The 26,695-nt window shown below is 71.6% G+C and carries 18 protein-coding genes; 11 read left to right on the top strand and 7 right to left on the bottom strand.

What is annotated here, in order from left to right; translation table 11 throughout:
* Nucleotides 1-151: 151 nt before the first annotated feature.
* The 3 genes from OHB56_RS35625 to OHB56_RS35615 form a co-directional block, all read right to left on the bottom strand.
* Complete coding sequence (locus OHB56_RS35625) at nt 152-1,099, bottom strand: beta-ketoacyl-ACP synthase III (protein WP_055630081.1); 948 nt, start codon at nt 1,097-1,099, stop codon at nt 152-154.
* A gap of 177 nt (nt 1,100-1,276) precedes the next feature.
* The gene (locus OHB56_RS35620) at nt 1,277-1,432 is read right to left on the bottom strand and encodes a hypothetical protein (RefSeq protein WP_406357891.1); all 156 of its coding nucleotides are present in this window, start codon (nt 1,430-1,432) and stop codon (nt 1,277-1,279) included.
* The gene (locus OHB56_RS35615) at nt 1,401-2,744 is read right to left on the bottom strand and encodes an OFA family MFS transporter (RefSeq protein ID WP_406357889.1); all 1,344 of its coding nucleotides are present in this window, start codon (nt 2,742-2,744) and stop codon (nt 1,401-1,403) included. Before OHB56_RS35615 ends, OHB56_RS35620 begins: the two co-directional genes overlap by 32 nt.
* A 282-nt stretch (nt 2,745-3,026) precedes the next feature.
* On the opposite strand from OHB56_RS35615, the gene OHB56_RS35610 reads away from it, so the two are divergent.
* From OHB56_RS35610 to OHB56_RS35585, 6 genes are all read left to right on the top strand, one after another.
* Nucleotides 3,027-3,998 carry a 2-dehydropantoate 2-reductase gene (locus tag OHB56_RS35610; protein ID WP_326755826.1) on the top strand — a complete coding sequence of 324 codons (972 nt, stop codon included), beginning with the start codon at nt 3,027-3,029 and terminating at the stop codon, nt 3,996-3,998.
* The gene (locus tag OHB56_RS35605) at nt 3,995-5,932 is read left to right on the top strand and encodes a molybdopterin-dependent oxidoreductase (protein ID WP_326755825.1); all 1,938 of its coding nucleotides are present in this window, start codon (nt 3,995-3,997) and stop codon (nt 5,930-5,932) included. Before OHB56_RS35610 ends, OHB56_RS35605 begins: the two co-directional genes overlap by 4 nt.
* A gap of 37 nt (nt 5,933-5,969) precedes the next feature.
* Nucleotides 5,970-7,820, top strand: a complete 1,851-nt coding sequence (locus OHB56_RS35600; protein WP_406357886.1) for an NAD(P)H-dependent oxidoreductase subunit E — start codon at nt 5,970-5,972, stop codon at nt 7,818-7,820.
* A complete protein-coding gene (locus OHB56_RS35595; protein ID WP_055591689.1) occupies nt 7,817-8,677 on the top strand; it encodes a 2Fe-2S iron-sulfur cluster-binding protein in 861 nt (286 codons plus the stop codon). The genes OHB56_RS35600 and OHB56_RS35595 overlap by 4 nt, the downstream gene beginning before the upstream one ends.
* A gap of 28 nt (nt 8,678-8,705) precedes the next feature.
* Nucleotides 8,706-9,554: a formate dehydrogenase accessory sulfurtransferase FdhD gene (gene fdhD / locus OHB56_RS35590; protein ID WP_326755823.1), complete on the top strand. Its 849-nt coding sequence runs from the start codon at nt 8,706-8,708 to the stop codon at nt 9,552-9,554.
* Nucleotides 9,555-9,833: 279 nt separating this feature from the next.
* Entirely contained in the window at nt 9,834-11,042 is a 1,209-nt protein-coding gene (locus OHB56_RS35585; RefSeq protein WP_406359283.1) for a DUF4185 domain-containing protein, read from the top strand.
* Here OHB56_RS35585 and OHB56_RS35580 read toward each other — a convergent pair.
* Nucleotides 10,978-12,051 (bottom strand): bile acid:sodium symporter family protein, encoded by a 1,074-nt coding sequence (locus OHB56_RS35580; RefSeq protein WP_326757229.1) that lies wholly within the window; start codon nt 12,049-12,051, stop codon nt 10,978-10,980. The genes OHB56_RS35585 and OHB56_RS35580 overlap by 65 nt on opposite strands.
* Nucleotides 12,052-12,258: 207 nt before the next feature.
* On the opposite strand from OHB56_RS35580, the gene OHB56_RS35575 reads away from it, so the two are divergent.
* The 3 genes from OHB56_RS35575 (at nt 12,259) to OHB56_RS35565 (ending at nt 16,317) form a co-directional block, all read left to right on the top strand.
* Nucleotides 12,259-13,137, top strand: coding sequence for a LysR family transcriptional regulator (locus OHB56_RS35575; RefSeq protein ID WP_406359282.1), 879 nt, complete (start codon nt 12,259-12,261; stop codon nt 13,135-13,137).
* A 389-nt stretch (nt 13,138-13,526) separates the two neighbouring features.
* On the top strand, nt 13,527-15,353 hold the full coding sequence (locus OHB56_RS35570; RefSeq protein WP_406357883.1) for an AMP-dependent synthetase/ligase: 1,827 nt from the start codon (nt 13,527-13,529) through the stop codon (nt 15,351-15,353).
* A 142-nt stretch (nt 15,354-15,495) separates the two neighbouring features.
* On the top strand, nt 15,496-16,317 hold the full coding sequence (locus OHB56_RS35565) for an aldo/keto reductase (RefSeq protein WP_406359281.1): 822 nt from the start codon (nt 15,496-15,498) through the stop codon (nt 16,315-16,317).
* A gap of 102 nt (nt 16,318-16,419) precedes the next feature.
* Here OHB56_RS35565 and OHB56_RS35560 read toward each other — a convergent pair whose 3' ends face one another.
* From OHB56_RS35560 to OHB56_RS35550, 3 genes are all read right to left on the bottom strand, one after another.
* Nucleotides 16,420-17,121, bottom strand: coding sequence for an SDR family oxidoreductase (locus OHB56_RS35560; protein WP_406357881.1), 702 nt, complete (start codon nt 17,119-17,121; stop codon nt 16,420-16,422).
* Between the two features lie 144 nt (nt 17,122-17,265).
* Complete coding sequence (locus OHB56_RS35555; RefSeq protein WP_406357879.1) at nt 17,266-18,189, bottom strand: class I SAM-dependent methyltransferase; 924 nt, start codon at nt 18,187-18,189, stop codon at nt 17,266-17,268.
* Between the two features lie 203 nt (nt 18,190-18,392).
* Nucleotides 18,393-20,108 carry a glycoside hydrolase family 6 protein gene (locus OHB56_RS35550; protein ID WP_326755820.1) on the bottom strand — a complete coding sequence of 572 codons (1,716 nt, stop codon included), beginning with the start codon at nt 20,106-20,108 and terminating at the stop codon, nt 18,393-18,395.
* A gap of 749 nt (nt 20,109-20,857) precedes the next feature.
* Between OHB56_RS35550 and OHB56_RS35545 the strand changes: the two genes are divergently transcribed.
* Nucleotides 20,858-23,773: a glycoside hydrolase family 48 protein gene (locus tag OHB56_RS35545; RefSeq protein WP_406357877.1), complete on the top strand. Its 2,916-nt coding sequence runs from the start codon at nt 20,858-20,860 to the stop codon at nt 23,771-23,773.
* A 170-nt stretch (nt 23,774-23,943) separates the two neighbouring features.
* Nucleotides 23,944-26,646, top strand: a complete 2,703-nt coding sequence (locus tag OHB56_RS35540; RefSeq protein WP_406357875.1) for a cellulose binding domain-containing protein — start codon at nt 23,944-23,946, stop codon at nt 26,644-26,646.
* The last annotated feature ends 49 nt before the right edge of the window (nt 26,647-26,695 follow it).

Raw genomic sequence — 26,695 nt, 5'->3', positions numbered from 1 at the left:
CTCCTCGGCAGCCCCCGTCCGGCCGCACGGCCGGACGTACGGCACCGCCTGTAGTGATTGTCTTTCGTCTACAGTCTACGGCGCACAGATGCCAGGGAGAGGGAGAGTCGACCGCGTCACACCCGTACGAGGGACTTCGCCCGGGGGGCTGTCAGGGGCAGCGGACGACCTGCCCCGCGTACGAGAGGTTTCCGCCGAAGCCGAACAGCAGGACCGGATCGCCGGACGACACCTCGCCCCGCTCGACGAGCTTGGCGAAAGCGAGCGGGATGCTCGCGGCCGAGGTGTTGCCCGACTCGGTGACGTCCCGGGCGACGACCGCGTTGACCGCGCCGATCTTGAGCGCGAGGGGTTCGATGATCCGCAGGTTGGCCTGGTGCAGCACGACCGCGGCGAGGTCCTCCGGCGCGTACCCCGCCTTCTCGCAGGCCTGGCGGGCGAGGGACGGCAGCCGCGTGGTGGCCCAGCGGTAGACGCTCTGGCCCTCCTGCGCGAACCGCGGCGGCGTCCCCTCGATCCGCACCGCGTGGCCCATCTCCGGCACCGAGCCCCACAGCACGGGCCCGATGCCGGGCTCCTCGGGGGCCTCGGTCGCCTCGACGACCGCGGCGCCCGCCCCGTCGCCGACGAGTACGCAGGTGGTGCGGTCGGTCCAGTCGGCGACCTCGGACATCTTGTCGGCGCCGATCACCAGCGCGCGGCGCGCGGATCCGGCCCGTACCGCGTGGTCGGCGGTGGCGAGCGCGTGGGTGAATCCGGCGCACACCACGTTGACGTCCAGCGCGGCGGGGCCGGGGATGCCGAGGCGTGCGGCGACCCGGGCCGCCATGTTGGGCGAGCGGTCGATCGCGGTGGAGGTGGCGACCAGCACCAGGTCGATGTCGCCGGGGGTGCGGCCGGCCGACGCCAGCGCCTTGGCCGCGGCGTGCGCGGCCAGTTCGTCGACGGGCTCCTCCGGGCCCGCGATGTGGCGGGTGCGGATGCCGACCCGGCTCATGATCCACTCGTCGCTGGTGTCGACCAGGCCCGCCAGGTCCTCGTTGGTGAGCACCCGGGCGGGCTGGTAGTGGCCGACGGCGGCGATGCGCGAGCCGATCATGGGTGAATCCCCCTCGTGTTGCGGTTGCGGGATTCACCAGTCTGATCAGTGACCCACGGGTACGCCGACAGGTGATACGACAGGATTCAGGGGCCGGGCTTGTCGGCTTCGGTCAGGCCCGCGGACGCCGGGACTCGCCCTGCGGTGCGCCCGGACGTCCGCGCCCGGGGCCGGCCGTCATCCGGTGAACAGCTGGGTCGCCTTCCGTACGAGTTCGTACAGGCCGTAGGCGAGGGGGACGCCCACCCACAGCCAGGCGAAGGCGATCAGCCCGCGGCGGTCGGGGCCCGCCGCGGGTGCCTCAGGCGGACTCGTGCTGCTCCTGCCGCTCATCGGCGGCCTCCTTCGTCTCGTGGGGGCGGGACACGTGGTGCCGGGGGTGCACGGGACGGACCAGTTCGTTGGCGACGAAGCCGGCCACCAGCAGCCCGATCATGATCATGAAGGACAGTCCGTACAGCGCGGAGCCGTGCCGTCCCGCCTCCTCCTGCCGGTCGGCGACCCAGTTCACGATGAGCGGGCCGAGCACACCGGCCGTGGACCACGCGGTGAGCAGCCGCCCGTGGATGGCGCCGACCTGATAGGTGCCGAAGAGGTCCTTCAGGTAGGCCGGGACGGTGGCGAAACCGCCTCCGTAGAAGGAGAGGATCACCAGCGCGCACAGGACGAACAGCGGCTTGGAGGAATCGCCGAACATCGCGATCAGGGCGTACATCAGCGCGCCGACGCCCAGGTAGAGACGGTAGATGTTCTTGCGGCCGATCAGGTCGGAGGTGGAGGACCAGCCGATGCGGCCCGCCATGTTCGCCGCCGACAGCAGGGCGACGAAGCCGGCCGCCGCGGTCACCGACACCGGCGCGGAGGTGTCCGCGAAGAAGTCGGCGATCATCGGGGCGGCCTTCTCGAGGATCCCGATGCCGGCGGTGACGTTCGTGCAGAGCACCAGCCACAGCAGCCAGAACTGCGGGGTGCGCAGGGCGTCGCGGGCCGAGACCTGCGGTCCGGTGAGGGCCGCGGCGGGAGCACCGGCCGTCGACGGGGCGGGGCGCGGCACCCGCACCAGCAGGACGCCGAGCAGCATGAACACGGCGTACGTCAGCCCGTGCACGAGGAAGGCGAGCGCGATGCCGGTGTTGTCGCCGCCGAAGGACTCGAGCATCTGCGCCGACCACGGCGAGGCGATCAGCGCGCCGCCGCCGAAACCCATGATCGCGATGCCGGTGGCCATGCCGGGCCGGTCCGGGAACCACTTGATCAGGGTCGAAACGGGCGAGATGTAGCCGATGCCCAGGCCGATGCCGCCGACGAAGCCGTAGCCGAAGACGATCAGCCAGTACTGCTCGGTGGCCGCGCCGAGGGCGGAGAGCAGGAAACCGGAGGAGAAGCAGATCAGGGCGACGGTCATCGCCCAGCGCGGCCCCCTGCGTTCCACGAGGGTGCCGCCGAAGGCGGCGGACAGGCCGAGCATGACGATGCCGAGCTGGAACGGCAGTGCGCTCTGGGTGCCGCTGAGGCCGAGCGCGGACTCGAGCGGCGGCTTGAACACACTCCATGCGTAGGCCTGGCCGATGGAGAGGTGGACTGCGAGAGCTGCGGGCGGTACGAGCCAGCGGCTCCAGCCCGGGGGTGCGACGGGAGGACTCATGAAACCCGGACGGTAGGGAGATCATGCGGGAGTTGAAAACCCCGCGGGTCGACCGTATGCGGTGAACGGTATGCGGTCTGCGACGAACGGTCGTACCGACCGGTTTCTTCGGCGCGAGCAGGAAAGCGGGGCCGAGCGGTGGGCCGCGCGCAGCAGACCGTACGCGAACCCTTGCTGCGCCCCCTTCCATACTGTAGACAATATTTCGTCGACATGATGCGGGATTCGATCCGTCGGCAGCCACCTCCGCGGTACTCCCTCGACCGAACGGAGCGTTCCCCAGTGAAAGTGGCAGTTCTCGGCGCCGGGGCCATCGGCGCCTACGTCGGCGCCGCGCTCCATCGCGCGGGTGCCGATGTGCACCTCGTCGCCCGTGGACCGCATCTGGCGGCCATGAGGCAGCACGGTGTGCGGGTGCTCAGCCCACGCGGCGACTTCACCGCCCGCCCCCACGCGACCGACGACCCGGCCGAGGTCGGCCCGGTCGACTACGTCTTCCTCGGCCTCAAGGCCAACGCGTACGCGGCGTGCGGGCCGCTGATCGCACCCCTGTTGCACGGCACCACGGCGGTCGTGGCCGCCCAGAACGGCATCCCCTGGTGGTACTTCCACCGGCACGGCGGCCCCCACGACGGCCACCGTCTCGAGAGCGTGGACCCCGGCGGCGCGGTCGGTGCGGTGCTCGCGCCCCAGCGGGCGATCGGCTGTGTGGTCTACGCGGCGACCGAGCTCGAAGGGCCGGGCGTGGTGCGGCATCTGGAGGGCACCCGGTTCTCGATCGGGGAGCCCGACCGCAGTGTCTCCGCACGCTGTCTCGCGTTCAGCGGGGCGATGGTGGACGGCGGGCTGAAGTGCCCGGTGGAGCCCGAACTGCGCGGCGACATCTGGGTCAAGCTGCTCGGCAACATCTCCTTCAACCCGATCAGCGCCCTCGCCCGCGCGACCATGCGGCAGATGTGTCTGCACGGCGGCACCCGCAGGGTCATCGAGATCATGATGCACGAGACGCTCGCGGTCGCCCGTGCCCTGGGCTGCGAGGTCGGCGTGTCCGTGGAGCGCCGGCTGGCCGGTGCCGAGCGCGTCGGCGACCACCGCACGTCCACGCTCCAGGATCTGGAGCGCGGCAAACCGCTCGAACTCGACGTACTGCTCGCCGCCGTCGTCGAGTTGGCGGAGATCACCGGCGTGGAGGTGCCCACCCTGCGCACCGTGCACGCCCTCTCGGACCTGCTCGCGCTGAGGAGCGCCGCATGAAGAGCACCAGGAAACGCGACCGGAACCCGAAAACCTACACCCGGCTCACCCATCCGCTGGTCCGTGATGCGCGGGACGAGCCGTTCCGGCGGGCGACCTGGGAGGAGGCCCTGGACCGGGCCGCCCGGGGACTCGGCGCCGCGCGCGGCGCGTTCGGGATGTTCTCCTGCGCCCGCGCGACGAACGAGATGAACTACGTGGCCCAGAAGTTCGCCCGTGTCGTCATGGGCACCCACAACGTCGATTCCTGCAACCGTACCTGTCACGCCCCGTCCGTGGCCGGGCTGTCGGCCGCCTTCGGGTCCGGCGGAGGGACGTCGTCGTACGAGGAGATCGAGCACACGGACCTCATCGTGATGTGGGGTTCCAACGCCCGCTTCGCACACCCCATCTTCTTCCAGCACGTGCTGAAGGGGATCCACAACGGCGCCCGGATGTACGCGGTCGACCCGCGGCGGACGTCGACCGCCGAGTGGGCGGAGAGCTGGCTCGGGCTGAACGTCGGCACGGACATCCCGATGGCGCACGCGATCGGCCGCGAGATCATCCACGCCGGTCTGGTCAACGAGGCGTTCGTCCGGCGGGCGACGACCGGCTTCGAGGAGTACCGGGAACTCGTCGAACCGTGGACGTTGTCCCTCGCCGAGAAGGTGACGGGTGTCCCGGCGGCCGCCATACGGGAGTTGGCGCACGCCTATGCCCGGGCCGAGCGCGCCCAGTTGTGCTGGACCCTCGGCATCACCGAGCACCACAACGGCACCGACAACGTCCGCGCCCTGATCAACCTGTCCCTGCTCACCGGTCATGTCGGCCGCTACGGTGCCGGGATGCAGCCGCTGCGCGGCCAGAACAACGTGCAGGGCGGCGGCGACATGGGGGCGATCCCCAACCGGCTGCCCGGGTTCCAGGACATCCTCGATCCGGCGATCCGGCTGAAGTTCGAGTCCGCCTGGGGCACCGCCCTCCAGCCGCGGCACGGAATGACCCTGACGGAGATGTTCGAGGCCATGGAGGACGGTTCGCTGCGGGCCGTCTACTGCATCGGAGAGAACCCGGCGCAGTCCGAGGCGGACAGCGCCCAGGCGGTTCGGCGGCTGAGCGGGCTGGACTTCCTGGTGGTGCAGGACATCTTCCTGACGAAGACCGCCGAACTCGCGGACGTGGTGCTGCCGGCGACCGCCGGGTGGGCGGAGACCGACGGCACCACCACCAACAGCGAACGCCGGGTGCAGCGTGTCCGCCGGGCGGTCGCCCCGCCCGGCGAGGCGCGCGAGGACATCGACATCCTGTGCGATCTCGCCGCCCGCCTCGGCCACGACTGGAAGTACGCGGACGCCGAGGCCGTCTGGAACGAGCTCCGGTCGCTCTCCCCCGACCACCACGGCATGACCTACGGGCGGCTGGAGGAGCACCAGGGCATCCAGTGGCCGTGCCCGAGCACCGATTCCCTCGAACCGCCTTATCTGCACGGCAGGTTGTGGGAAGCGGATGCACAGCGGCGGGGCAGGCCCGCGCCGTTCGGGATCGTGCAGCACGATCCGCCGGTCGACCTCACCGACGAGGAGTACCCGATCCGCCTCACCACGGGACGACGGCTCGACTCCTACAACACCGGCGTCCAGAGCAGCGGTTACTCGTCCCCACTGCGGCGCGGCGAGTCCGTCGAGCTGTGCCCCGAGGATGCGGAGCACTACGGGGTGGTGGTCGGCGAGGAGGTGCGGGTGACCTCGCGGCGCGGATCGGTTCTGGCGCCGGTGTGGGTGGACACCGCGCTGCGGCCGGGCCTGGCGTTCATGACGTTCCACTTTCCCGACGAGGTGGACACCAACAAGCTGACGATCGAGGCGAACTGCCCGATCGCGGGGACGGCGGAATTCAAGGCGTCGGCCATCCGGATCGAGAAACTTCCGGCTCCGGGCCGCGCAGCCGTGTGAGCCACCCGAACCATGCGAACCAAGTGAGGTGACGTAAGTGGACCTGCGCTTCGGTGACAGCAAACCGACGGACGAGGAGCGGGCGGCGGTCGACGCGCTGCTCGGCCCTCCCGAGTCCTCGTGGGAGGGCGCCGACCGTACCGACGCCGATCTGAGGTGGGCCCGGGGCGGGCGGGAGGCCCGGGGCCGCCGCGACCTGCTGCTGCCGGGGCTGCACGCGGTCAACGACCGGGTGGGCTGGATCAGCGAGGGCGCCCTGGACTACCTGTGCCGGCGGCTGACGGTGCCGCCGTCGGAGGCGTACGGGGTCGCCACGTTCTACGCGATGTTCTCGGTCCGCCCGCGCCCCGCGACGGTGCTGCACGTGTGCACCGACCTCGCGTGCGCGGCGGCCGGGGCCGGCGCCCTGTGCGCCGGGATCGAATCACGGCTCGGGACCACGCCCGGGACCGGCGGCACCGGCGGCGTCAGCGGGGTGAGCGTGGAGCGCAGCCCCTGTCTGGGCCTGTGCGAACGCGCTCCGGCGGCGCTGGCGGTCAGGGCCGGGGACCCGGTGCGTACGGCGGTCTCCGCGCCGGCGACGGTGGAGTCCGCGGTGCTCGCGGCGACCGCGCCCGACGCGGCCCCCGACGAACCGCCCGCGGTGATGGCCGTGCCCCAGGCGGGGGACCCCACGCTGACGCTGCTGCGCCGGATCGGGGTGGCCGACCCGGAATCGCTGGACGACTACCGCGCCCACGGCGGTTACGCGGCCCTGCGCCGGGCCTTCGCGCTGGGCCCGGCCGGGGTGATCCGGGAGGTCACCGACTCGGGTCTGGTCGGGCGGGGCGGCGCCGCCTTCCCCACCGGCCGCAAGTGGCAGGCCACGGCGTCCCAGCCGGACCGGCCGCACCATCTCGTCTGCAACGCCGACGAGTCCGAGCCCGGTACCTTCAAGGACCGGGTGATCATGGAGGGTGACCCGTACGCGCTGGTGGAGGCGATGACGATCGCCGCGTACGCGACCGGCGCCCACAAGGGATACCTCTATCTGCGCGGCGAGTACCCGCGGGCACTGCACCGTATGCGGTATGCGATCGACCGGGCGCGGGCGCGCGGTCTGCTCGGCGACGACATCCTCGGCCAGGGTTTCGCCTTCGACATCGAGATCCGGCGCGGCGCGGGTGCCTACATCTGCGGCGAGGAGACCGCGCTGTTCAGCTCCATCGAGGGGTACCGGGGCGAGCCCCGCTCCAAGCCGCCCTTCCCGGTGGAGAAGGGCCTGTTCGGCAAGCCGACGGTGGAGAACAACGTCGAGACCCTCGTCAACGTCCTGCCCGTCCTGACGATGGGCGCCCCGGCGTACGCGGCGATCGGTACCGAACGGTCCACCGGACCCAAGCTGTTCTGCGTCTCCGGCAGCGTCGGGCGGCCCGGCGTCTACGAGGTGCCGTTCGGTGCGACGCTGGGTGAGCTGCTGGAGCTGGCCGACGTAGGGGACGGGCTGCGGGCGGTGCTGCTCGGCGGGGCGGCCGGCGGTTTCGTCCGCGCCGACGAACTCGGTATCCCGCTCACCTTCGAAGGCACCCGCCAGGCGGGCACGACACTCGGCTCGGGGGTCGTCATGGCCTTCGACGACACCGTCCCGCTGCCCCGGCTGCTGCTGCGCATCGCCCAGTTCTTCCGCGACGAGTCGTGCGGGCAGTGCGTGCCGTGCCGGGTGGGGACCGTGCGCCAGGAGGAGGCGCTCACCCGGATCGTGGAGCGCACCGGGGCCGGGGCCGCCGGTGACATCGCCCTGCTGCGCGAGGTGGGCAGCGCGATGCGGGACGCCTCGATCTGCGGTCTGGGCCAGACCGCGTGGAACGCCGTGGAATCCGCCATCGACCGTCTGGGGGCCTACGAATGACCGTGACACCGCTGGGGATTCCCCGCCGTCTGCTGGAGTTCACCCTCGACGGCGAGCCCGTCCGGGCGCCCGAGGGGGCGACGATCCTGGACGCCTGCCGGGCGGCCGGGAAGGACGTGCCGACCCTGTGCGAGGGCGACACCCTGACGCCGAAGAACGCGTGCCGCGTGTGCGTGGTGGAGGTCGAGGGCGCTCGCACCCTGGTCCCGGCCTGCTCGCGCAAGGCGGAGCCGGGCATGGAGGTGCGCACCGGCACCGAGCGGGCCCGGCACGCCCGCAAGGTGGTCCTGGAACTGCTCGCCTCCTCCGTCGACCTGTCGACGACCCCGCGGGCCGCCGAGTGGATCAAGGAGTACGAGGCGAAGCCGGACCGCTTCGGCCCGGACGCGGCCCGGGTCGACGAGGAACCCAGGGTCGACAACGACCTGTACGTGCGCGACTACGGCAAGTGCATCCTCTGCTACAAGTGCGTGGACGCCTGCGGCGACCAGTGGCAGAACTCCTTCGCGATCTCGGTCGCGGGCCGCGGCTTCGACGCCCGGATCGCGGTCGAGCACGACGGTCCGCTGACCGAGTCGGCGTGCGTGTACTGCGGGAACTGCGTCGAGGTGTGCCCGACGGGCGCCCTGTCGTTCAAGTCGGAGTTCGACATGCGGGCGGCGGGTACCTGGAACGAGTCGGCGCAGACGCGGACGACGACGGTGTGCGCGTACTGCGGAGTGGGCTGCAACCTCACGCTGCACGTGCAGGACAATGAGATCGTTAAGGTCAGCTCACCGCACGACAATCCGGTGACCCACGGCAACCTGTGCATCAAGGGCCGCTTCGGCTATCAGCACGTGCAGAACCGGGACTGACGCCAGGAACCGACCAGGGACTGGGGACATGGGACGAGTCACAGAACGACGCAAGGTGGTCCGCATCCGGGACGGGGTGGTGTCCAGCCGCCCGGACACGCTCGTCACCGAGGAGCCCCTGGAGATCCGGCTGAACGGGAAGCCGCTGGCGATCACGATGCGCACCCCGGGTGACGACTTCGCGCTGGCCGTCGGCTTCCTGGTGAGCGAGGGGGTCCTGGCGGCGGCCTCCGATCTGCGGAACGTCGTGTACTGCGCGGGCGCGACCGCGGACGGGGTGAACACGTACAACGTGGTCGACGTGCAGACCGCCCCCGGCGTGCGGATCCCGGACATCACGCTCGAGCGGAACGTGTACACGACCTCGTCCTGCGGCCTGTGCGGCAAGGCGAGTCTGGACGCGGTGCGCACCACGACCCGCCACCCCATCGCCGACAGTCCGCCGCTGCTCGTCACCCCGGAGCTGCTGGCGGGCCTGCCCGACCGGCTGCGCGCCTCCCAGCGGGTCTTCGACCGGACGGGGGGCCTGCACGCGGCGGCCCTGTTCGACGAGGAGGGGGAACTGCTGGACGTCCGGGAGGACGTGGGCCGGCACAACGCGGTCGACAAGCTGGTCGGCCGTGCCCTGCAGGGCGGGAACCTGCCGCTGTCCCGGACCGTCCTGATGGTCTCCGGCCGTGCCTCCTTCGAGCTGGCGCAGAAGGCGGTCATGGCGGGCATCCCCCTGCTCGCGGCCGTCTCGGCGCCGTCCTCGCTGGCCGTGGACCTGGCGGCGGAGACGGGTCTGACGCTGGTCGGCTTCCTGCGGGGCACCTCCATGAACGTGTACGCGGGTGAGGACCGCATAGCCCTGCGGGCGGCGGCCCCCCAGGGCTGACCGGTCCCCCGCGGCACGGCGGCGGGGTCCCTGCCGGCGGGGAGCGCCCCCTGCGCCGCGGGGGCCCCGCCTCGAACCCACGGCCACCGCGCCGTGGTCCATGTGTCAGGGCGTCAGGGCGTCAGGCGCCATGGACCCGCGCCACTCCCGCCACTAACGTCCCTGAGCGTGCCCGACGACGCAGCGCCCGCACGCTCAGGAACACGCACGGAGACCCCGACCCAGTCACCGCCACCGCCACGGACACCACCGCGGCCACGACGGGGAGCAGGTTCCTGGATCGGCCTGCTCCTGGCCCTGACCCTGCTCCTGGGAACCCTGCTGGTCCTCGGACTCCCGGGCCGCGACGACGGGCGGCAGGACGGCGGCGGCGGTGCCTGCACTCCGCACACCGTCGCGTCCTGGGCCGAGGACGACGCCCTCACCTCCGAGTTCGCCCGCTACGGCGACGACGGCGCCCGTACCGACGACTGGACGGGGGGCGACGGCACGCACTCGGTGCGGCTGCCCGACGGCCGCTTGCTGTGGCTGTTCTCCGACACGTTCCTGGGCCGCGTGCACGGCCCGCCCAACCCGGTCGGCGAGTCGTACGCCTGGCGGGACACGACCGCGCCGATGGTGCGCAACTCGGCCGTCCTGATGCGCGACGGCCGGCTGGAGTCCACGCTCCCCGCCCCGCTCTTCCCCGATCCCGCCCCGGACCAGTGGCGCTGGCCGGTCGGCGCCCGGGTCGAACCCCGCTCCCCCGGTTCCACGGAGCAGGTCGTCCGCGTACTGCTGTGGGTGCGTACGGCGGGGCAGTCCCCGTGGATCTACGGGGTGCCCACCGCCACCGAGGTCGCCACGCTCTCCCTGCCCGATCTGCGCCTGGAGTCGGTGGAGACGGTGCTCGACCAGCGGGAGGTGCCCGATCCGTCCCGGCGGGTGCTGTTCGGCACGACCCTGGTCGAGGAGGACGGCTGGACGTACGTCTTCGGCGGCGACGACGGCCGGGCCGTCTCCCGCGAGGCCTCGCGGGCGTACGTGGCACGGGTCCCGGAGGGCGGGCTCGCCGACCCGGCTGCCTGGGAGTACTGGGACGGCACGGCGTGGCAGACCCGCGCCCGCCCGCGCCCGGTGCTCGGGGACGGACGGCGCACCGGTGTGGGCAGCGCCTTCTCGGTGGTGCGGGAGGGCGGGACGTACGTCCTGTTCACGATGGCCACGGGGGTGAAGGGACTGACGACGGTGGCGGCGTACTGGTCCTGCTCCCCCACCGGACCGTGGCGCGGCCCGGCGAAGGAGTTCAGCCCCGCGCTGCCGCACGGCGGGACCGGCGCGTACAACCCGCAGACGCACCCGGAGCTGAGCGGCGACGGACGGCTGGTGCTCAGCTACGACGTGAACCTGCTCGAGACGTCCGGCGCCGGCGCCGCCGTGACGCTCAGCCGGAACGTGTCCCTGTACCGGCCCCGGTTCGTGACCGTCCGGCTGGGGCCGGGACGGTGACCTCCTCGGCCACCGCCGGGGCGACCGCCTCGGGCGGGCCGACGGCGTCGCGCGAGCGGCGTTTGGCGATCACCGCGCACACCATGAGCTGCATCTGGTGGAACAGCATCAGCGGCAGCACGGCCAGCGAGGCCTGCGCGCCGAACAGCACGCTCGCCATGGGCAGTCCGGCGGCCAGGGACTTCTTCGAACCGGCGAACTGGATCGTGATCCGGTCCGCCCGGCCGAACTTCAGCGCCTTGGCCCCGTACCAGGTCAGCAGCAGCATCGCGGCGAGGAGTACGGCCTCCACGGCGAGCAGTCCGCCGAGCCGGGCCGGGCTCACCTGGTGCCAGATGCCCTCGACCATGCCCTGGCTGAACGCGGTGTAGACGACGAGCAGGATCGAGCCCCGGTCGACCAGCCCCAGCACCTTCCGGTGGCGGAGGACGAACTCCCCCACCCAGCGGCGCAGCACCTGGCCGGCGACGAACGGCACCAGCAGTTGCAGCACGATCTTCGTCACCGAGTCGGCCGAGAACCCGCCGGCGCCCAGGCTCCCGTCGCCGCCTCCGCCCCCGCCGAGCAGCGCCGCCGCCAGCAGCGGGGTCGCCACGATGCCGGCCAGTGAGGAGAAGGAGCCGGCGCAGATCGCGGCGGGCACGTTGCCGCGGGCGAGGGAGGTGAAGGCGATCGACGACTGGATGGTGGACGGGACGAGGGTGAGGAAGAGCAGGCCCTGATAGAGGGGGTCGCTCAGAATTCCGGCCGGGACGAAGCCGCGGGCGGCCAGGCCGAGCAGCGGGAAGACGACGAAGGTGCAGGCCAGGACGGTGCCGTGGAGCCGCCAGTGCCTCAGCCCGTCCAGTGCCTCACGGGTGGAGAGGCGGGCTCCGTAGAGGAAGAAGAGGAAGGCGATGGCTGCGGTGGAGGCGCCGGAGGCGAGGTCGGCGCCGGTGCCGCGCGCCGGGAGCAGCGCGGCCAGGCCCACCGTCCCGAGCAGGAGCAGGATGTACGGGTCGACCGGCATCCGGCTCGGCCAGTGCGGGCGTTTCACGGTGCTTCACTTGCTCCACTCACTCGGGGTCCACTGGGTTCCGCCGGGGCGCCCCCGTACGGGCACGAGGAGCCCCTCTCCATCCTGCTCCCTCCCTCCGTGATCGGGAATCCCGCATACCGCTCTCACTGTCATCACGTATCGCGATAGCCGCGCTAGTCTGCCGGGATGGCGGAGGAGATGTACGACCCGACGCAGCTGCGGACCTTCCTGTCCGTGGCGCAGACGCTGTCCTTCACGCAGGCGGCGCGCCGTCTCGGGCTGCGGCAGTCGACGGTCAGCCAGCATGTGCGGCGGCTGGAGGACGCCACCGGGCGGCAGTTGTTCACCCGCGACACGCACTCGGTGGAACTCACCGAGGACGGCGAGGCGATGCTGGGCTTCGCGCGGCGGATCCTGGACGTGCACGAGCAGGCGGCGCAGTTCTTCACCGGCACCCGGCTGCGCGGCCGGCTGCGGTTCGGGGCGTCGGAGGACTTCGTCCTGACCCGGTTGCCGGAGATCCTGGAGCGGTTCCGGTACGAGCACCCCGAGGTCGACCTGGAGCTGACGGTCGAGCTGTCGGGCACGCTGCACGAGAAGCTGGCCGCCGGGGAGCTGGACCTGGTGCTCGCGAAGCGGCGGCCGAAGGACCCGCGGGGTGAGCTGGTGTGGCACGACGAGCTGGTGTGGATCGGCGCACAGGGGCTGCGTCTCGATCCCGGCCGTCCGGTGCCGCTGATCGTGTACCCACCGCCGGGCATCACCCGCGAGCTCGCGCTGCGGGCGCTGGAGCGGCAGGGCCGTGAGTGGCGGATCGTCTGCACCAGCGGCAGTCTCAACGGCCTGGTCGCGGCGGCCCGCGCCGGGCTCGGCGTGATGGTGCACGCGCGCGGGATGATCCCGCCGGGGCTGGTGCGGATGCCGGCCCGGGCGGAGCTGCCGGAGCCGGGCCAGGTGGACTTCGTGGTGGCGCACGGCCGGCGGCGCCCCTCCGCGCAGGGCGCGGCGCACGCGCTGGCGGCGGCGATCCTCTCGGGCGGCGACCGCCTGCACCGCACCGGCGGTCGGGCCCGCTGACCGGAGGGCGCCGGCCAGGATCCGTCAGCCGGGGTCCGTCAGCCGGGGACCGCTCCGACGCACAGGCCCCACCGGGCGCGCCCTGCGCACCATGTGCGCCATGCACATCGTGCGCCTTCGGAACTCCCGCCCCGCGCCCGCCGGCGCACCCCGCCCCCTCCGATGGAGAGATTCGGTGGAGATTACGGCGCCGAACCTTACTCAAAAGTCAGGTTTCTGTCCGGCCCTTCCCCATGTGAGCGCATTTTCCTTCGCCGGCCGGCCCGCACCACCGTACCGACCGGTTTCCCGGCCCCTCCCGTCCTCCGACCGGTTGGGGTAGCTTTCACCGCGCTGTGCAGGGGGAACGCGGGTTCGCCATTCGACGGCCGAGGAGCGGGGAGCGGGGATTGCGCGAGTTCACCAGCCCTGCGCCGGCGCTGCCGCCCCTGGTGGGCGGTCTGGCCGACGTGGTCTTCCAGTACGCCGAGGAGGACCCGCGGCGGGTCGCGCTGGGCCGCAAGGACGCGGCCGGCGCGTGGCAGGACGTGACGAGCGCCGAGTTCCGTGACGAGGTGCTGGCGCTGGCCAAGGGCCTGCTGGCCGACGGCGTCCGGTTCGGCGACCGGGTCGCGATCATGTCCCGTACCCGCTACGAGTGGACGCTGTTCGACTTCGCGCTGTGGACGATCGGCGCGCAGGTCGTGCCGGTCTACCCCACGTCGTCCGTCGAGCAGTGCCGCTGGATGCTGCACGACGCCGAGGTGACGGCGGCGGTGGTGGAGCACGAGGACCACGCGATGACGATCGCCACCGTCATCGACCGGCTGCCGCGGATGCGCCGGCTGTGGCAGCTCGACTCCGGCGCGGTGCAGGAGCTGTACGACGCGGGCGCGCACCTGGCCGACGACGTGGTGCACCGGCACCGCAGGGCGGTCACCCCCGACACGGTGGCGACCGTCATCTACACCTCCGGCACCACCGGCCGCCCCAAGGGCTGTGTCCTCTCGCACGGCAACTTCATGTACGAGGCCGACACCGTCATGGACCGCTGGGAGCCGGTGTTCCACTCCCGGAAGGGCGACCAGCCGGCGACGCTGCTGTTCCTGCCGCTGGCGCACGTCTTCGGACGGATGGTGGAGGTGGCCGGCATCCGCGGCAAGGTGAGGTTCGGGCACCAGCCGCGGCTCGACGCGGCGGTCCTGATGCCCGATCTGGCCGCGTTCCGGCCCACGTTCATCCTGGCCGTGCCGTACATCTTCGAGAAGGTGTTCGACGCGGCGCGGCGCAAGGCGGAGCGGGAGGGCCGCTCGGGACCGTTCGAGCGGGCCGTCGAGGTGGCCGTCGGATACGCGGACGCCGTCGAGGCGAAGGCCTGGGGCATCGGGCCCGGGCCCTCGGCGTCCCTGCGGATACGGCATCGGCTGTTCGACAAGCTGGTCTACGCGAAGATCCGCGACGCGATGGGCGGGAGGATCCGGCACGCCATGTCGGGCGGTTCGGCGATGGACCGCCGGCTCGGGCTGTTCTTCGCGGGCGCGGGCGTGCACGTCTACGAGGGGTACGGACTGACGGAGTCGACGGCGGCCGCCACCGCCAACCCGCCCGAGCGGACCCGGTACGGCACGGTCGGCCGGCCCATTCCGGGGGTGGGCGTGCGCCTCGGGGACGACGGCGAGATCTGGCTCAACGGCGGCACCGTCTTCCAGGGTTATCTCAACAATCCCCGGGCCACCGACGAGACCCTGCACGACGGCTGGCTGGCCACCGGCGACCTGGGCTCCCTGGACGAGGACGGCTATCTCACCCTCACCGGGCGCAAGAAGGAGATCCTGGTGACCTCGGGCGGCAAGAGCGTCTCACCGGGAGTGCTGGAGGAGCGGGTGCGGGACCATCCGCTGGTGAACCAGTGCGTCGTCGTCGGCAACGACCGCCCGTACGTCGCCGCCCTGGTCACCCTGGACCCGGAGGCGGTCGAGCACTGGCTGTCGATGCGCGGCGAACCGAGTCTGTCACCGGCCGAGCTGGTGCGGGACGCGGCGCTGGAGGCGGAGGTGCGGCGGGCGGTGGTGACGGCCAACACCCTGGTCTCGAAGGCGGAGTCGATCCGGACCTTCCGGATTCTGGCGCAGCCGTTCACCGAGGAGAACGGACTGCTCACACCGTCGCTGAAGCTGAAGCGCAGGGCGATCGAGAAGGCGTACGAGAAGGAGGTCGAGGCGCTGTACCGCGCGTGAGGTCCGCCACACGGCGGCGTTCCGGGCCCCGGAAGTGCGCTCACGGCGCGTGAATTGTGCCGTCAGGAATGCATCACGGGCGGTGATCGTTGACCATGGGAGTTCCACCGGACCCCGACCGAAGGATCGAGAGCTCGTGAGCATGGTCCCCCCGATCACCCTGAACAACGGCGTCGCGATGCCCCAACTGGGTTTCGGCGTCTGGCAGGTACCGGACGCCGAGGCCGAGACAGCCGTCGCGGCGGCGCTGGAGGCGGGCTACCGCAGCATCGACACCGCGGCGGCGTACGGCAACGAGGAGGGAACCGGCCGGGCCGTCGCCGCCTCGGGCGTTCCCCGCGAGGATCTCTTCGTCACCACCAAACTCTGGAACGACGACCAGGGCTACGACGCCGCCCTGCGCGGTTTCGACACCTCCCTGTCCAAGCTCGGCCTGGACTACGTGGACCTGTACCTCATCCACTGGCCGACACCGGACCGCGACCGTTATGTCGACACGTACCGGGCGTTCGAGAAGCTGTACGCCGAGGGCCGGATCCGCGCCATCGGCGTGTCCAACTTCCTGCCCGAGCACCTGGAGCGCCTGCTCGGCGAGACGTCGGTCGTACCGGCCGTCAACCAGATCGAGCTGCACCCGCATCTCCAGCAGTCCGCCGCTCGGGAGTACCACGCGGAGCGGGGCATCGCCACGGAGGCCTGGTCGCCGCTCGGCCAGGGCAAGGGCCTGCTGGAGGTCCCGGCGATCGTGGCCATCGCCCAAAAGCACGGGCGTACTCCGGCGCAGGTCGTGCTGCGCTGGCACCTCCAGCTCGGCAACGTCGTCATCCCCAAGTCGGTGACGCCGTCGCGGATCGAGGAGAACATCGACGTGTTCGGCTTCAGTCTGGACGCGGAGGACCTCGCGGCGATCAGCGCCCTCGACGAGGACCGCCGTCTGGGCCCGGACCCGGCGACGGTGAACTGACCTCCGGACGGACCCGCCCGCACCTCCGGACCACGGACGGCGGCCTCCCCCGGGGGGAGGCCGCCGTCCGTCTGTCCCTCCGGCCGCCCGGCCGGGGCTTCGTCAGTTGGGCTGGCCGACGGGACGGACGACCACGGTGTTGACGTCCACCCCGGCCGGCTGTCGCATCGCCCACACGATCGACTCCGCGATCTGGTCGGCGGTGAGCAGATGACCGGGCGGGAGACTGCCGTACGAGTCCCAGAACGGGGTCTCGACACGGCCGGGCGCGACGAGGGTGACACCCACGCCCCACTCGGTCACCTCCCGCCGGGCGTTCTCGGCGAGCCCGGTCACCGCCCACTTGGTCGCACCGTAGAGGTTGCCCGGCGTCGGCACGAACCCGGCGACGCTGCCGACCAGGACGATCCGTCCGCGGGTCTCCTTCAGGGCGTCGATGGAGGCCCTGATCAGCAGGGCGGGGCCGAGCACGTTGGTCAGCACCATCTCGGTCCACCCGGCGGGGTCGCCCTCGGCGACCGAATCGTGGGTGGCGAGACCGGCGTTGGCGACGACCGTGTCCAGTCGGCCGAATGCCGTCAGCACGGTGTCGACCGCGGACCGTACGTCGTCGTACTCGGCCGCGTTCCCGGGGACCGTCACCAGCCCTTCCGGTTCCCCGAGCTCCTTCGCGAAGCCGCGCAGCCGCTCCTCGCCGCGGCCCGTGACGGCCACCCGCTGCCCCGCGTCCAGCAGCCGCCGGGCCACGGCGGCGCCGATACCGCTGCCGCCGCCGGTGATGAGCGTGACCGGTGAGTCGGTCATGGATACCCCCTGGATGTCGTCGAGTGCCGAGGAGTCCACCACTTGGAGAGCTCTCCAAGTCAAGCTCGCGCCACCGGACAGGACCTTGGGGCCCTGGTCCCAAGGGCCCGGACGGGCCCGAGCGGGCGGGCTGGACCGGGCGGGCTAGACCGGGCGGACGGCCGTGTGCACCGTGTGGGCCGCCAGGCAGAAGACGTCGGGGCGGTGGTGCACGCTCGCCTCGTCCGCCGGGTCGAGGAGGCGGTCGAGGGTGGCGCGGTCGTCGGCGTCCAGTTGCCCGGCGAGCCTGTCGCGGGTGCGGGTGAGGGTCGCGACGACGTGGGCACGGACGCGGTCGCCTGCCGGGGCGGGGAGGTCGAGGAGGAAGGTGCGGGAGCGGCTGTGGTGCAGTCCGGCCGCGGTCAGCAGGGCGGGCCAGTCCTCGGTGTGCGCGACGGAGCCCGTCAGTTCGGTGCGCATGCGGGTGAACCAGTCGGCCTCCACGGCATCGATGCGGGCCTGGAGTCCCGGCCGGCCGATGCCGATGTCGCGCGGCAGGTACCGGGTGGGCAGGCCCCCCTCCATGACGGCCAGCGTGCCGCCGGGCGCGACCCGGGCGGCGTAGGCGGCGAGTGCGGCCCGCTGGTCGCCCAGGTGGTGGACGCTGCGGCTGGCCCACAACAGGTCGGCCGGGTACTCCAGTTCGTCGAGCACGTCGGGAAGTTCACCGGCGAGGGTGCCGAAGCGGTCGCCGACGCCGTACCGGGCGGCGCGCTCCGCCGCCCGTTCGAGCAGCGGGGCGGAGCCGTCGGCGGCCACGATGCGGGCGCCTTCGAAGACCTCGGCGAACAGACACGCGATGACACCCGGCCCGCTGCCCGCGTCCACGATCAGTCCCGGCTCCGTTACCTCCTTCGCGAGCCAGCCGAGGGCCCGTTCGTACAGGGGCGTGAACAGTTCGGCCCTCGATTCGAGCAGGGAGGCCATCTCCGCCCAGTCGATCCCGGTGTCCGTGGTGCCGTGGCCGTGGTGGTGGCCGTGCCGGTCGTCGTGCCGGGGGTCGTGGTGAAGGTGGTCGTGGTGCGCCATGGGGGTCAGCCTCTCCGCTCGGATGCGGACAGGGTGCGCCGACGCACCGGGGAGAGGCCAGTATCGTTGCCGCTCCGGCAACACGGTTTCCCGGAATCGCCCGTACGGCGTGAGGGATCCGCCGGGGAGCGGGCGCGTGGCCCGGCCCCCGGCGGATCGGGGTCCATCGGTGGATCGGGTTCAGCCGGAGGCCGGGCCGCCGGTCACGACAGCGGCGGGTACGCGTTGCGCATGAGCTGCTGGAACTGGGCCGAGAACCAGTGGCCGGAGACCGGGGCGTCCGGCAGGGCGCCGGTGAGGTTGTGGCCGTTGCGCGGGGTTCCCGTGTAGGCCGGGTCGCACATCCGGTCGAAGCCCTTGCCCTCGTCGTTCGGGATGGCCTTGCTGGCCCCGTCGGACTCGCCCGGGGGCTTCATCCACACGTAGGCGTCGATGCCGGTCTCCGGTGCCGCCTTCGGGCGTTCGCCGAGTCCGGCGCCGGACTGGTTGCACCAGTTGCCGATGTGGATGCGGCGGTCGTAGCGTCCGCCGTCGATGTAGGTGTCGACGCTGGTCGTCGCTCCCGGTCCGGCGGGCCGGGCGGTGCCGCCCCAGCCGTTGCGGGAGGTGTCGATGAGCATGCCGATGTTCGTGTCGAAGCCGGTCGAGACGAGTTCGTTGCGGAAGGCCTGGGCGAAGCCCAGTTCGTCGACGTACCGGTTCCAGTCGACCCACTTGGACTCGCGGACCGACTTGCCGGCCACGGAGTCGTTGATGGTGAAGTTGTTCTCCTTCAGCGTGCTGTAGTTGGCGGTGTTGGTGATGAATCCGTGCACGTCGGCCGGGGTCGCGCCCTCGGCGGTGGCCGCGTCGTGGAACACGTCGGCGGAGGCGCCGAAGTTGTCGTCCCAGCCGATCCAGCCGTGGTGGCCGGCGTCGACGTAGTTGTACACGTTCCCCACGTCGCCGAGCTTGTTCAGGGCGTAGCCGACGCCCTTGACGTAGTTGCCGTTGGCCTTCATCACGTCGCACTCGGGCGTCGCGGTGGCACGGCTGCCGGTGTTGGTGACGAGGTTGGGCAGGGAGTCGATCTCGACGGTGGTGACGATCCGCAGCGGGGCGTACTTCGCGTCGGCGAGGATCGCGGCGATCGGGTCGATGTACTCCGTCTTGTAGCGGCCGATCTCCGTCGGGCCGAGTTCGCCGTTGGAGGCGAGGGCGGAGCAGTCCCGGCCGGGCAGGTTGTAGATGACCAGCTGGACGACGAGTTCGCCGGAGCCCTTCTGCGCGAGGGCCGCGTCGAGGTGGTCGCGCAGGCCCATGCCGCCGTTGACGCCGTTGATGGCGGCGATGCGGTCCAGCCAGACGCCGGTGGGCTGACTGGCGATGCGGTTGCCGCCCGGTTCGGCGGCCGCCTTCGCGGACCACTCGGGGTTCACGTACACCTTGGCGCCACTGTACGGATTGTTGACGCGGTTGCCGGGGCCGGGCGGGTCCGTGGGGTCGGTCGGGCCGCCGCCGCCGTCGACGTTGCACGTGACACCGTCGAGGGTGAAGGTGGCGGGAATCGCGTTGCTGCCGCTGTAGGTGCCCTGGAAGCCGAAGCTGGCCGAACCACCGGTCGCCAGTGTGCCGTTGTAGGACTCGTTGGCGGCGGTGACGTTGCTGCCGGACTGGGTGACCTTGGCGTTCCAGCCGCTGGTGACCCGCTGGTTGCCGGCGTAGGACCACTTCACCGCCCACGACGACTTGGCGGCACCGAGGTTGGTGACGGTCACGGCGGCGGTGAAGCCGGTGTCCCACTGGTTCTGCACCTGGTAGCTGACGGTGCAGGGGACTGCGGCGGCACCGACGCCGTCGGGGGCGACGGCGTACGCCGTGCCGGCGGCGCCGGCGACCAGCGCCATGGCGGCGAGGAGCGCGGTTCTCGTGCGACTCATGAGTGCGGGTTTCCTATCCGTTGGGGGTGTCCGAAGAGGGCTGTCCGTCGGGGCGCGCGCGGCTCGCGCGACCCGGTGCCGTACGGCGTGGGGGTGCCTCGGGGCAGGGGATCAGGACGGGGTCCGGTCCGCGGTCCGGGAGGTTCGGGGGCCGGACCGGCCATGAGGGGTCCCACGGGAGTGCGCTGTCCCCGCGTCGGGGGTACGGGTGGTGCCGTCGAGCCGGGACACCGCGGATCCGGTGCCGGCGTCCCTCGGGAAGGCCGTGGCGGAGTGCTCCACCGCACACGGCCGGGGCGGGGCCAAGAGCCCCGAACACAAGGGGAGTCCGATCGGCTCGCGGCGTCCGGTGCGTGCGATCGCAAGGCGCCGGAAGGTCCTCGTAGCGGAGCTGCCAGGACCTTTGGGCAACACGGCGAGCGTGCGTGCCGGACGCCGCGAGCCGGGCGCCCATGGTGTTCGGGGCTCTAAAAGTACTGAACGCGGGGGGTGCCGCATGAGCGACTCCTTGCAGTTCGGACGCGTCGTGACGGACGCGTCGACTGATGGAACCGCTCCCACTGGTGCTCATGAAGCTAGCGCCAAGTGACGGCAAAGAACAGGGGAGTTACTGACTTTCACTCGACTCGGGCCGTCGAATCTTTTCGACTCTCCACAAGGCTTGACCGCTTTGGGTGCCGTCCCCACTATGGGAGCGCTCCCACTGGTTCAAGCCTTGACCTCTCCGAGTCGCAGGAGGAACCAGCACCATGCGCCCCCCACCCAGAGGACGCCGCGGCGTCCGGCGACTGTGGACCGCCGCGGCGGCCGCTCTCGCGCTTCCGCTGACGATGCTCTCGTCGGCTTCGACTCCCGCTCAGGCGGCGGCCGTTCAGTGCAGCGTGGACTACCGCACCAATGACTGGGGTTCCGGCTTCACCGCGGATCTGACCCTCACCAACCGCGCCGCGGAAGCCATCGACGGCTGGACCCTCACCTACGGCTACGCGGGCAACCAGCAGCTCGTGAACGGCTGGAACGGCAGCTGGAGCCAGTCCGGGAAGACCGTGACCGTGAGGAACGCCGCGCACAACGCGCGGATCGCGGCCGGCGGCGCCGTCACCACCGGCGCGCAGTTCTCCTACAGCGGCAGCAACTCCGCGCCCGCGTCGTTCGCCGTCAACGGCACCGCCTGCACGGGGGCCCATCAGCCGCCGATCACCGTGCTGACCAGCCCGGCGGCCGGCGCGGTCTACACGCAGGGCCAAACGGTTCCGCTCGCGGCGACCGCGGCGGCCGACAACGCGACGATCACCAAGGTGGAGTTCTACGACGACACCGCGCTGCTGGGCACGGACACGAGCGCGCCCTTCACGCTCTCCGCCGCTGGATTGACCGTGGGCAGTCATTCACTGACGGCGAAGGCGTACGACAGCCTGGGCGCCTCCGCGAACTCGACCCCGGTCGGCATCACCGTCGCCTCGGGCCCGACCGTGGTGGCGACACCGTCCCAACTGGGAGTGCGCCAAGGCGAGTCGGGCACGTACGAGGTGAAGCTGTCGACGCGGCCGAGTTCCAACACGACCGTCACGACGGCCCGCGCGAGCGGCAACTCCGGGCTGTCGGTCACCGCGGGCGCCTCGCTCACCTTCACGCCCTCGAACTGGAACACCGTGCAGAGGGTCACGATCGGCGCCGACTCCTCGGGCACGGGCTCCGCGGTCTTCGAGTCGTCGGCCCCGGGCCACGCGAAGGCCGCGGTCACGGTGACGCAGCTGGGCGCGACGAAGACGTACGACGCGCGCTTCCTGGAGCTGTACGGGAAGATCACCGACCCGGCGAACGGCTACTTCTCGCCCGAGGGCATCCCGTACCACTCGGTGGAGACGCTGATCGTCGAGGCGCCGGACCACGGCCACGAGACCACCTCGGAGGCGTACAGCTATCTGCTGTGGCTGCAGGCCATGTACGGCAAGGTGACCGGTGACTGGTCGAAGTTCAACGGGGCCTGGGACATCATGGAGCGGTACATGATCCCGACCCACGCGGACCAGCCGACCAACTCCTTCTACAACGCCTCGAAGCCGGCGACGTACGCGCCCGAACTCGACACCCCCGCGCAGTACCCGGCGCCGCTGGACACCGGCGTCTCCGTCGGCCCGGATCCGATCGCCGCCGAGCTGAGGTCCACGTACGGCACGGACGACGTCTACGGTATGCACTGGCTCCAGGACGTGGACAACACCTACGGCTACGGCAACGAGCCCGGCCGGTGCGAGGCGGGCCCGACGGCGACCGGGCCGTCGTACATCAACACCTTCCAGCGCGGTTCGCAGGAGTCGGTGTGGGAGACGGTGCCGCAGCCCACCTGTGACGCCTTCAAGTACGGCGGGAAGAACGGGTATCTGGACCTGTTCACCCAGGACGCCTCCTACGCGAAGCAGTGGAAGTTCACCAACGCCCCGGACGCCGACGCGCGCGCGGTGCAGGCCGCCTACTGGGCGGACCTGTGGGCGAAGGAGCAGGGCAACGGCGGTGACATCTCCGCGACCGTCGCCAAGGCCGCCAAGATGGGCGACTACCTGCGCTACTCCATGTACGACAAGTACTTCAAGAAGGTCGGGAACTGCACCAGCCCCTCCTCCTGCCCGGCGGGTACCGGCAAGGACGCTTCGCACTATCTGATGTCCTGGTACTACGCCTGGGGCGGGGCGACCGACACCTCGGCGGGCTGGGCCTGGCGCATCGGCTCCAGCCACGCGCACGGCGGCTACCAGAACCCCCTCGCCGCCTACGCCCTCAGCTCCTACGCCGCCCTGAAGCCGAAGTCGGCGACGGGTGCGCAGGACTGGGACAAGTCCCTGGACCGGCAGCTGGAGTTCTACCGCTGGCTGCAGTCCGACGAGGGCGCCATCGCGGGCGGCGCCACCAACAGCTGGGCGGGCCGCTACACGAGCCCGCCGGCCGGAACGCCGACGTTCCACGGCATGTACTACGACGAGAAGCCGGTGTACCACGACCCGCCGTCCAACCAGTGGTTCGGCTTCCAGGCGTGGTCCATGGAGCGGGTCGCCGAGTACTACCAGCAGACGGGTGACGCCGACGCCAAGGTCGTCCTGGACAAGTGGGTCGACTGGGCGCTGTCGAAGACGACGATCAACCCGGACGGCACCTTCCGGGTCCCGTCGACGTTGCAGTGGTCGGGCAAGCCCGACACCTGGAACCCGTCCTCCCCCGGCGCCAACAGCTCACTGCACGTCACCGTCGCCGACTACACCAACGACGTCGGTGTGGCCGCGGCTTACGCCAAGACGCTGACGTACTACGCGGACCGCTCGGGCGACACCGAGGCCGCAAGGACGGCGAAGGCACTCCTCGACGGCATGTGGGACAACCACCAGGACGCCCTCGGCATCGCCGTCCCGGAGACCCGCGCCGACTACAACCGCTTCGACGACCCCGTTCAGGTCCCGAGCGGCTGGACCGGCACCATGCCCAACGGCGACACGATCAACTCGTCGTCGACGTTCGACTCGATCCGTTCCTTCTACGAGGACGACCCGGCCTGGTCGAAGATCGAGTCCTATCTGGCGGGCGGCGCCGCGCCCACCTTCACGTACCACCGGTTCTGGGCCCAGGCCGACATCGCCCTGGCCATGGGCTCGTACGCGGAGCTCCTCGAGTAGCCCCCGCCGGCGCTCCGCGTGCCGGCCCCGGCACCTGACGCCGGGGCCACGGCGGCCGGGCGGGTCCCCTCGCGCACGGGGGGCCCGCCCGGCCCTCGCACGCCCCCTCCCCGCTCCCCCTCCCCGCTCGTCTCTCCCCCCCGCCCCCCACCCCGCGGAAGGACTTCACCGTGCGAAGAACCCGCGTCCTCACGGCCGTGCTCGCACTGGCGGCCGGTCTGCTCACGGGCGGCCCGCCCGCCCTCGCCGCCGCTCCCCCCGACCGGCCCGCCGCCGCGGCCGACGCGCCGGCCCGGTCCGCGCTCGCCGCCGACACGTACACCTGGAAGAACGCCCGGATCGACGGCGGCGGCTTCGTCCCCGGCATCGTCTTCAACCGCAGCGAGCGGAACCTGGCGTACGCCCGCACGGACATCGGCGGCGCCTACCGGTGGCAGGAGCAGACGAAGAGCTGGACGCCGCTGCTGGACTCGGTCGGCTGGGACGACTGGGGGCACACCGGCGTGGTGAGCCTCGCCTCCGACCCGGTCGACCCGGACCGGGTGTACGCGGCGGCCGGCACGTACACCAACGACTGGGACCCGAACAACGGCGCGGTGCTGCGTTCCGCGGACCGGGGCGCCAGCTGGCGGAAGGCCGACCTGCCGTTCAAGCTGGGCGGCAACATGCCGGGGCGGGGCATGGGCGAACGCCTGGCCGTCGACCCGCACCGCAACAGCGTGCTGTACCTGGGGGCGCCCAGCGGGAAGGGCCTGTGGCGCTCGACCGACTCGGGCGCGAGCTGGTCGAAGGTGACGGCCTTCCCGAACCCGGGCACCTACGTGCAGGATCCGGGTGACACCTCCGGGTACGCCAGTGACAACCAGGGCATCGTCTGGGTCACCTTCGACGAGTCGACGGGCACGCCCGGCAGCGCGACCCGGACGATCTACGTGGGCGTCGCCGACACGGAGAACACGGTGTACCGGTCGACGGACGCGGGCGCCACCTGGCAGCGGGTGGCCGGGCAGCCGACCGGGCAGCTGGCGCACAAGGGCGTCCTGGACACCGAGAATGGTCACCTGTACCTCGCGTACAGCGACAAGGGCGGGCCGTACGACGGCGGCAAGGGCCGGCTGTGGCGGTACACGACCGCGACCGGCACCTGGACCGACATCAGCCCGGTCGCCGAGGCCGACACGTACTACGGATTCAGCGGACTGACCGTGGACCGGCAGAACCCGGGCACGCTCATGGCGACGGCGTACAGCTCCTGGTGGCCGGACACCCAGATCTTCCGCTCCACGGACAGCGGGGCGACGTGGACACAGGCGTGGGACTACTCCTCGTACCCGAACCGGGCCAACCGCTACACCATGGACGTCTCGTCCGTGCCATGGCTGACCTGGGGCGCCAACCCGTCGCCGCCCGAGCAGACGCCCAAACTGGGGTGGATGACCGAGGCGCTGGAGATCGACCCGTTCGACCCGGACCGCATGATGTACGGGACGGGCGCAACCGTCTACGGCACGGAGAACCTGACGAACTGGGACCGCGACACCACGTTCACCATCACGCCGATGGTGCGCGGCCTGGAGGAGACGGCGGTCAACGACCTCGTCTCTCCCCCGTCGGGCGCCCCGCTGCTCAGCGGGCTTCTCGACATCGGCGGCTTCCGGCACACGGACCTGACGAAGGTTCCGTCGATGATGTTCACCCAGCCGAACTTCACCGCCACCACGAGTCTGGACTTCGCCGAGTCCCACCCGAACACGGTGGTCCGGGCGGGCGACCTGGATTCCGGCCCGCACATCGCGTTCTCGACCGACAACGGCGCCCACTGGTTCGCGGGCACGGACCCTTCGGGGGTCAGCGGCGGCGGCACGGTCGCCGCGGGTGCCGACGGCAGCCGTTTCGTGTGGAGCCCGCGGGGCGCCGGGGTGCACCACACGACCGGCTTCGGCACCTCGTGGTCGGCATCGAGCGGCATCCCCGAGGGGGCGGTCGTCGAGTCCGACCGGGTGGACCCGAAGACGTTCTACGGCTTCAGGTCCGGAAAGTTCTACGTCAGCACGGACGGCGGCGCCACCTTCACGGCCTCCCCCGCGACCGGTCTGCCGAGCGGTGACAGTGTGCGCTTCAAGGCGCTGCCGGGCGCCAAGGGCGACATCTGGCTGGCCGGCGGGGAGAGCGGCGGGACGTACGGGCTGTGGCACTCCACCAATGGCGGCCAGAGCTTCACCGAGCTGCAGGGCGTCGACGAGGCGGACACCGTCGGCTTCGGCAAGGCGGCCCCCGGCGCCTCGTACCAGACCGTCTTCACCAGCGCGAAGATCGACGGCGTACGCGGCATCTTCCGCTCGACGGACCAGGGGCGGAGCTGGACCCGGATCAACGACGACGCCCACCAGTGGGGTTGGACCGGCGCCGCGATCACCGGTGACCCCCGGGTGTACGGCAGGGTGTACGTGGCGACCAACGGCCGCGGGATCGTCTACGGCGACACCTCGGACACCGGGGGCGGGGACGACGGCGGCGGAGGTACCGACCCCGACCCGGATCCTGAGCCGACGGGAGCCTGCAAGGTGACCTATGAGATCACCAACCAGTGGTCCGACGGTTTCCAGGCCCAGGTCCAGGTGACCAACACCGGGCCGGACGCCTGGAAAGGCTGGTCGCTGGCCTGGTCGTTCGCGGACGGGCAGCGGGTGTCGCAGCTCTGGAACGGGGTTCACGCACAGTCGGGTCCGGCGGTGACGGTACGCAACGCCGACTGGAACGGCACCGTCGCGGCGGGCTCGTCGGTCGGGTTCGGCTTCACGGCGAGCCGTTCGGCGACGAACACGGAACCGGCGGCCTTCGCCCTCGACGGGCGGGCCTGCACGGTGGCGTGACCGGTTGAGGAGCGGTGAGCCCGCGGGGCACGTACGGCCGGTCCGGCCG

Origin of the sequence: Streptomyces sp. NBC_01635, from assembly GCF_045209715.1 — a bacterium.
Taxonomy (GTDB): Bacteria; Actinomycetota; Actinomycetes; order Streptomycetales; family Streptomycetaceae; genus Streptomyces; species Streptomyces hirsutus.
The sequence above is the reverse complement of the archived record's forward strand: the minus strand, read 5'-3'. Positions and strand labels throughout refer to the sequence as shown.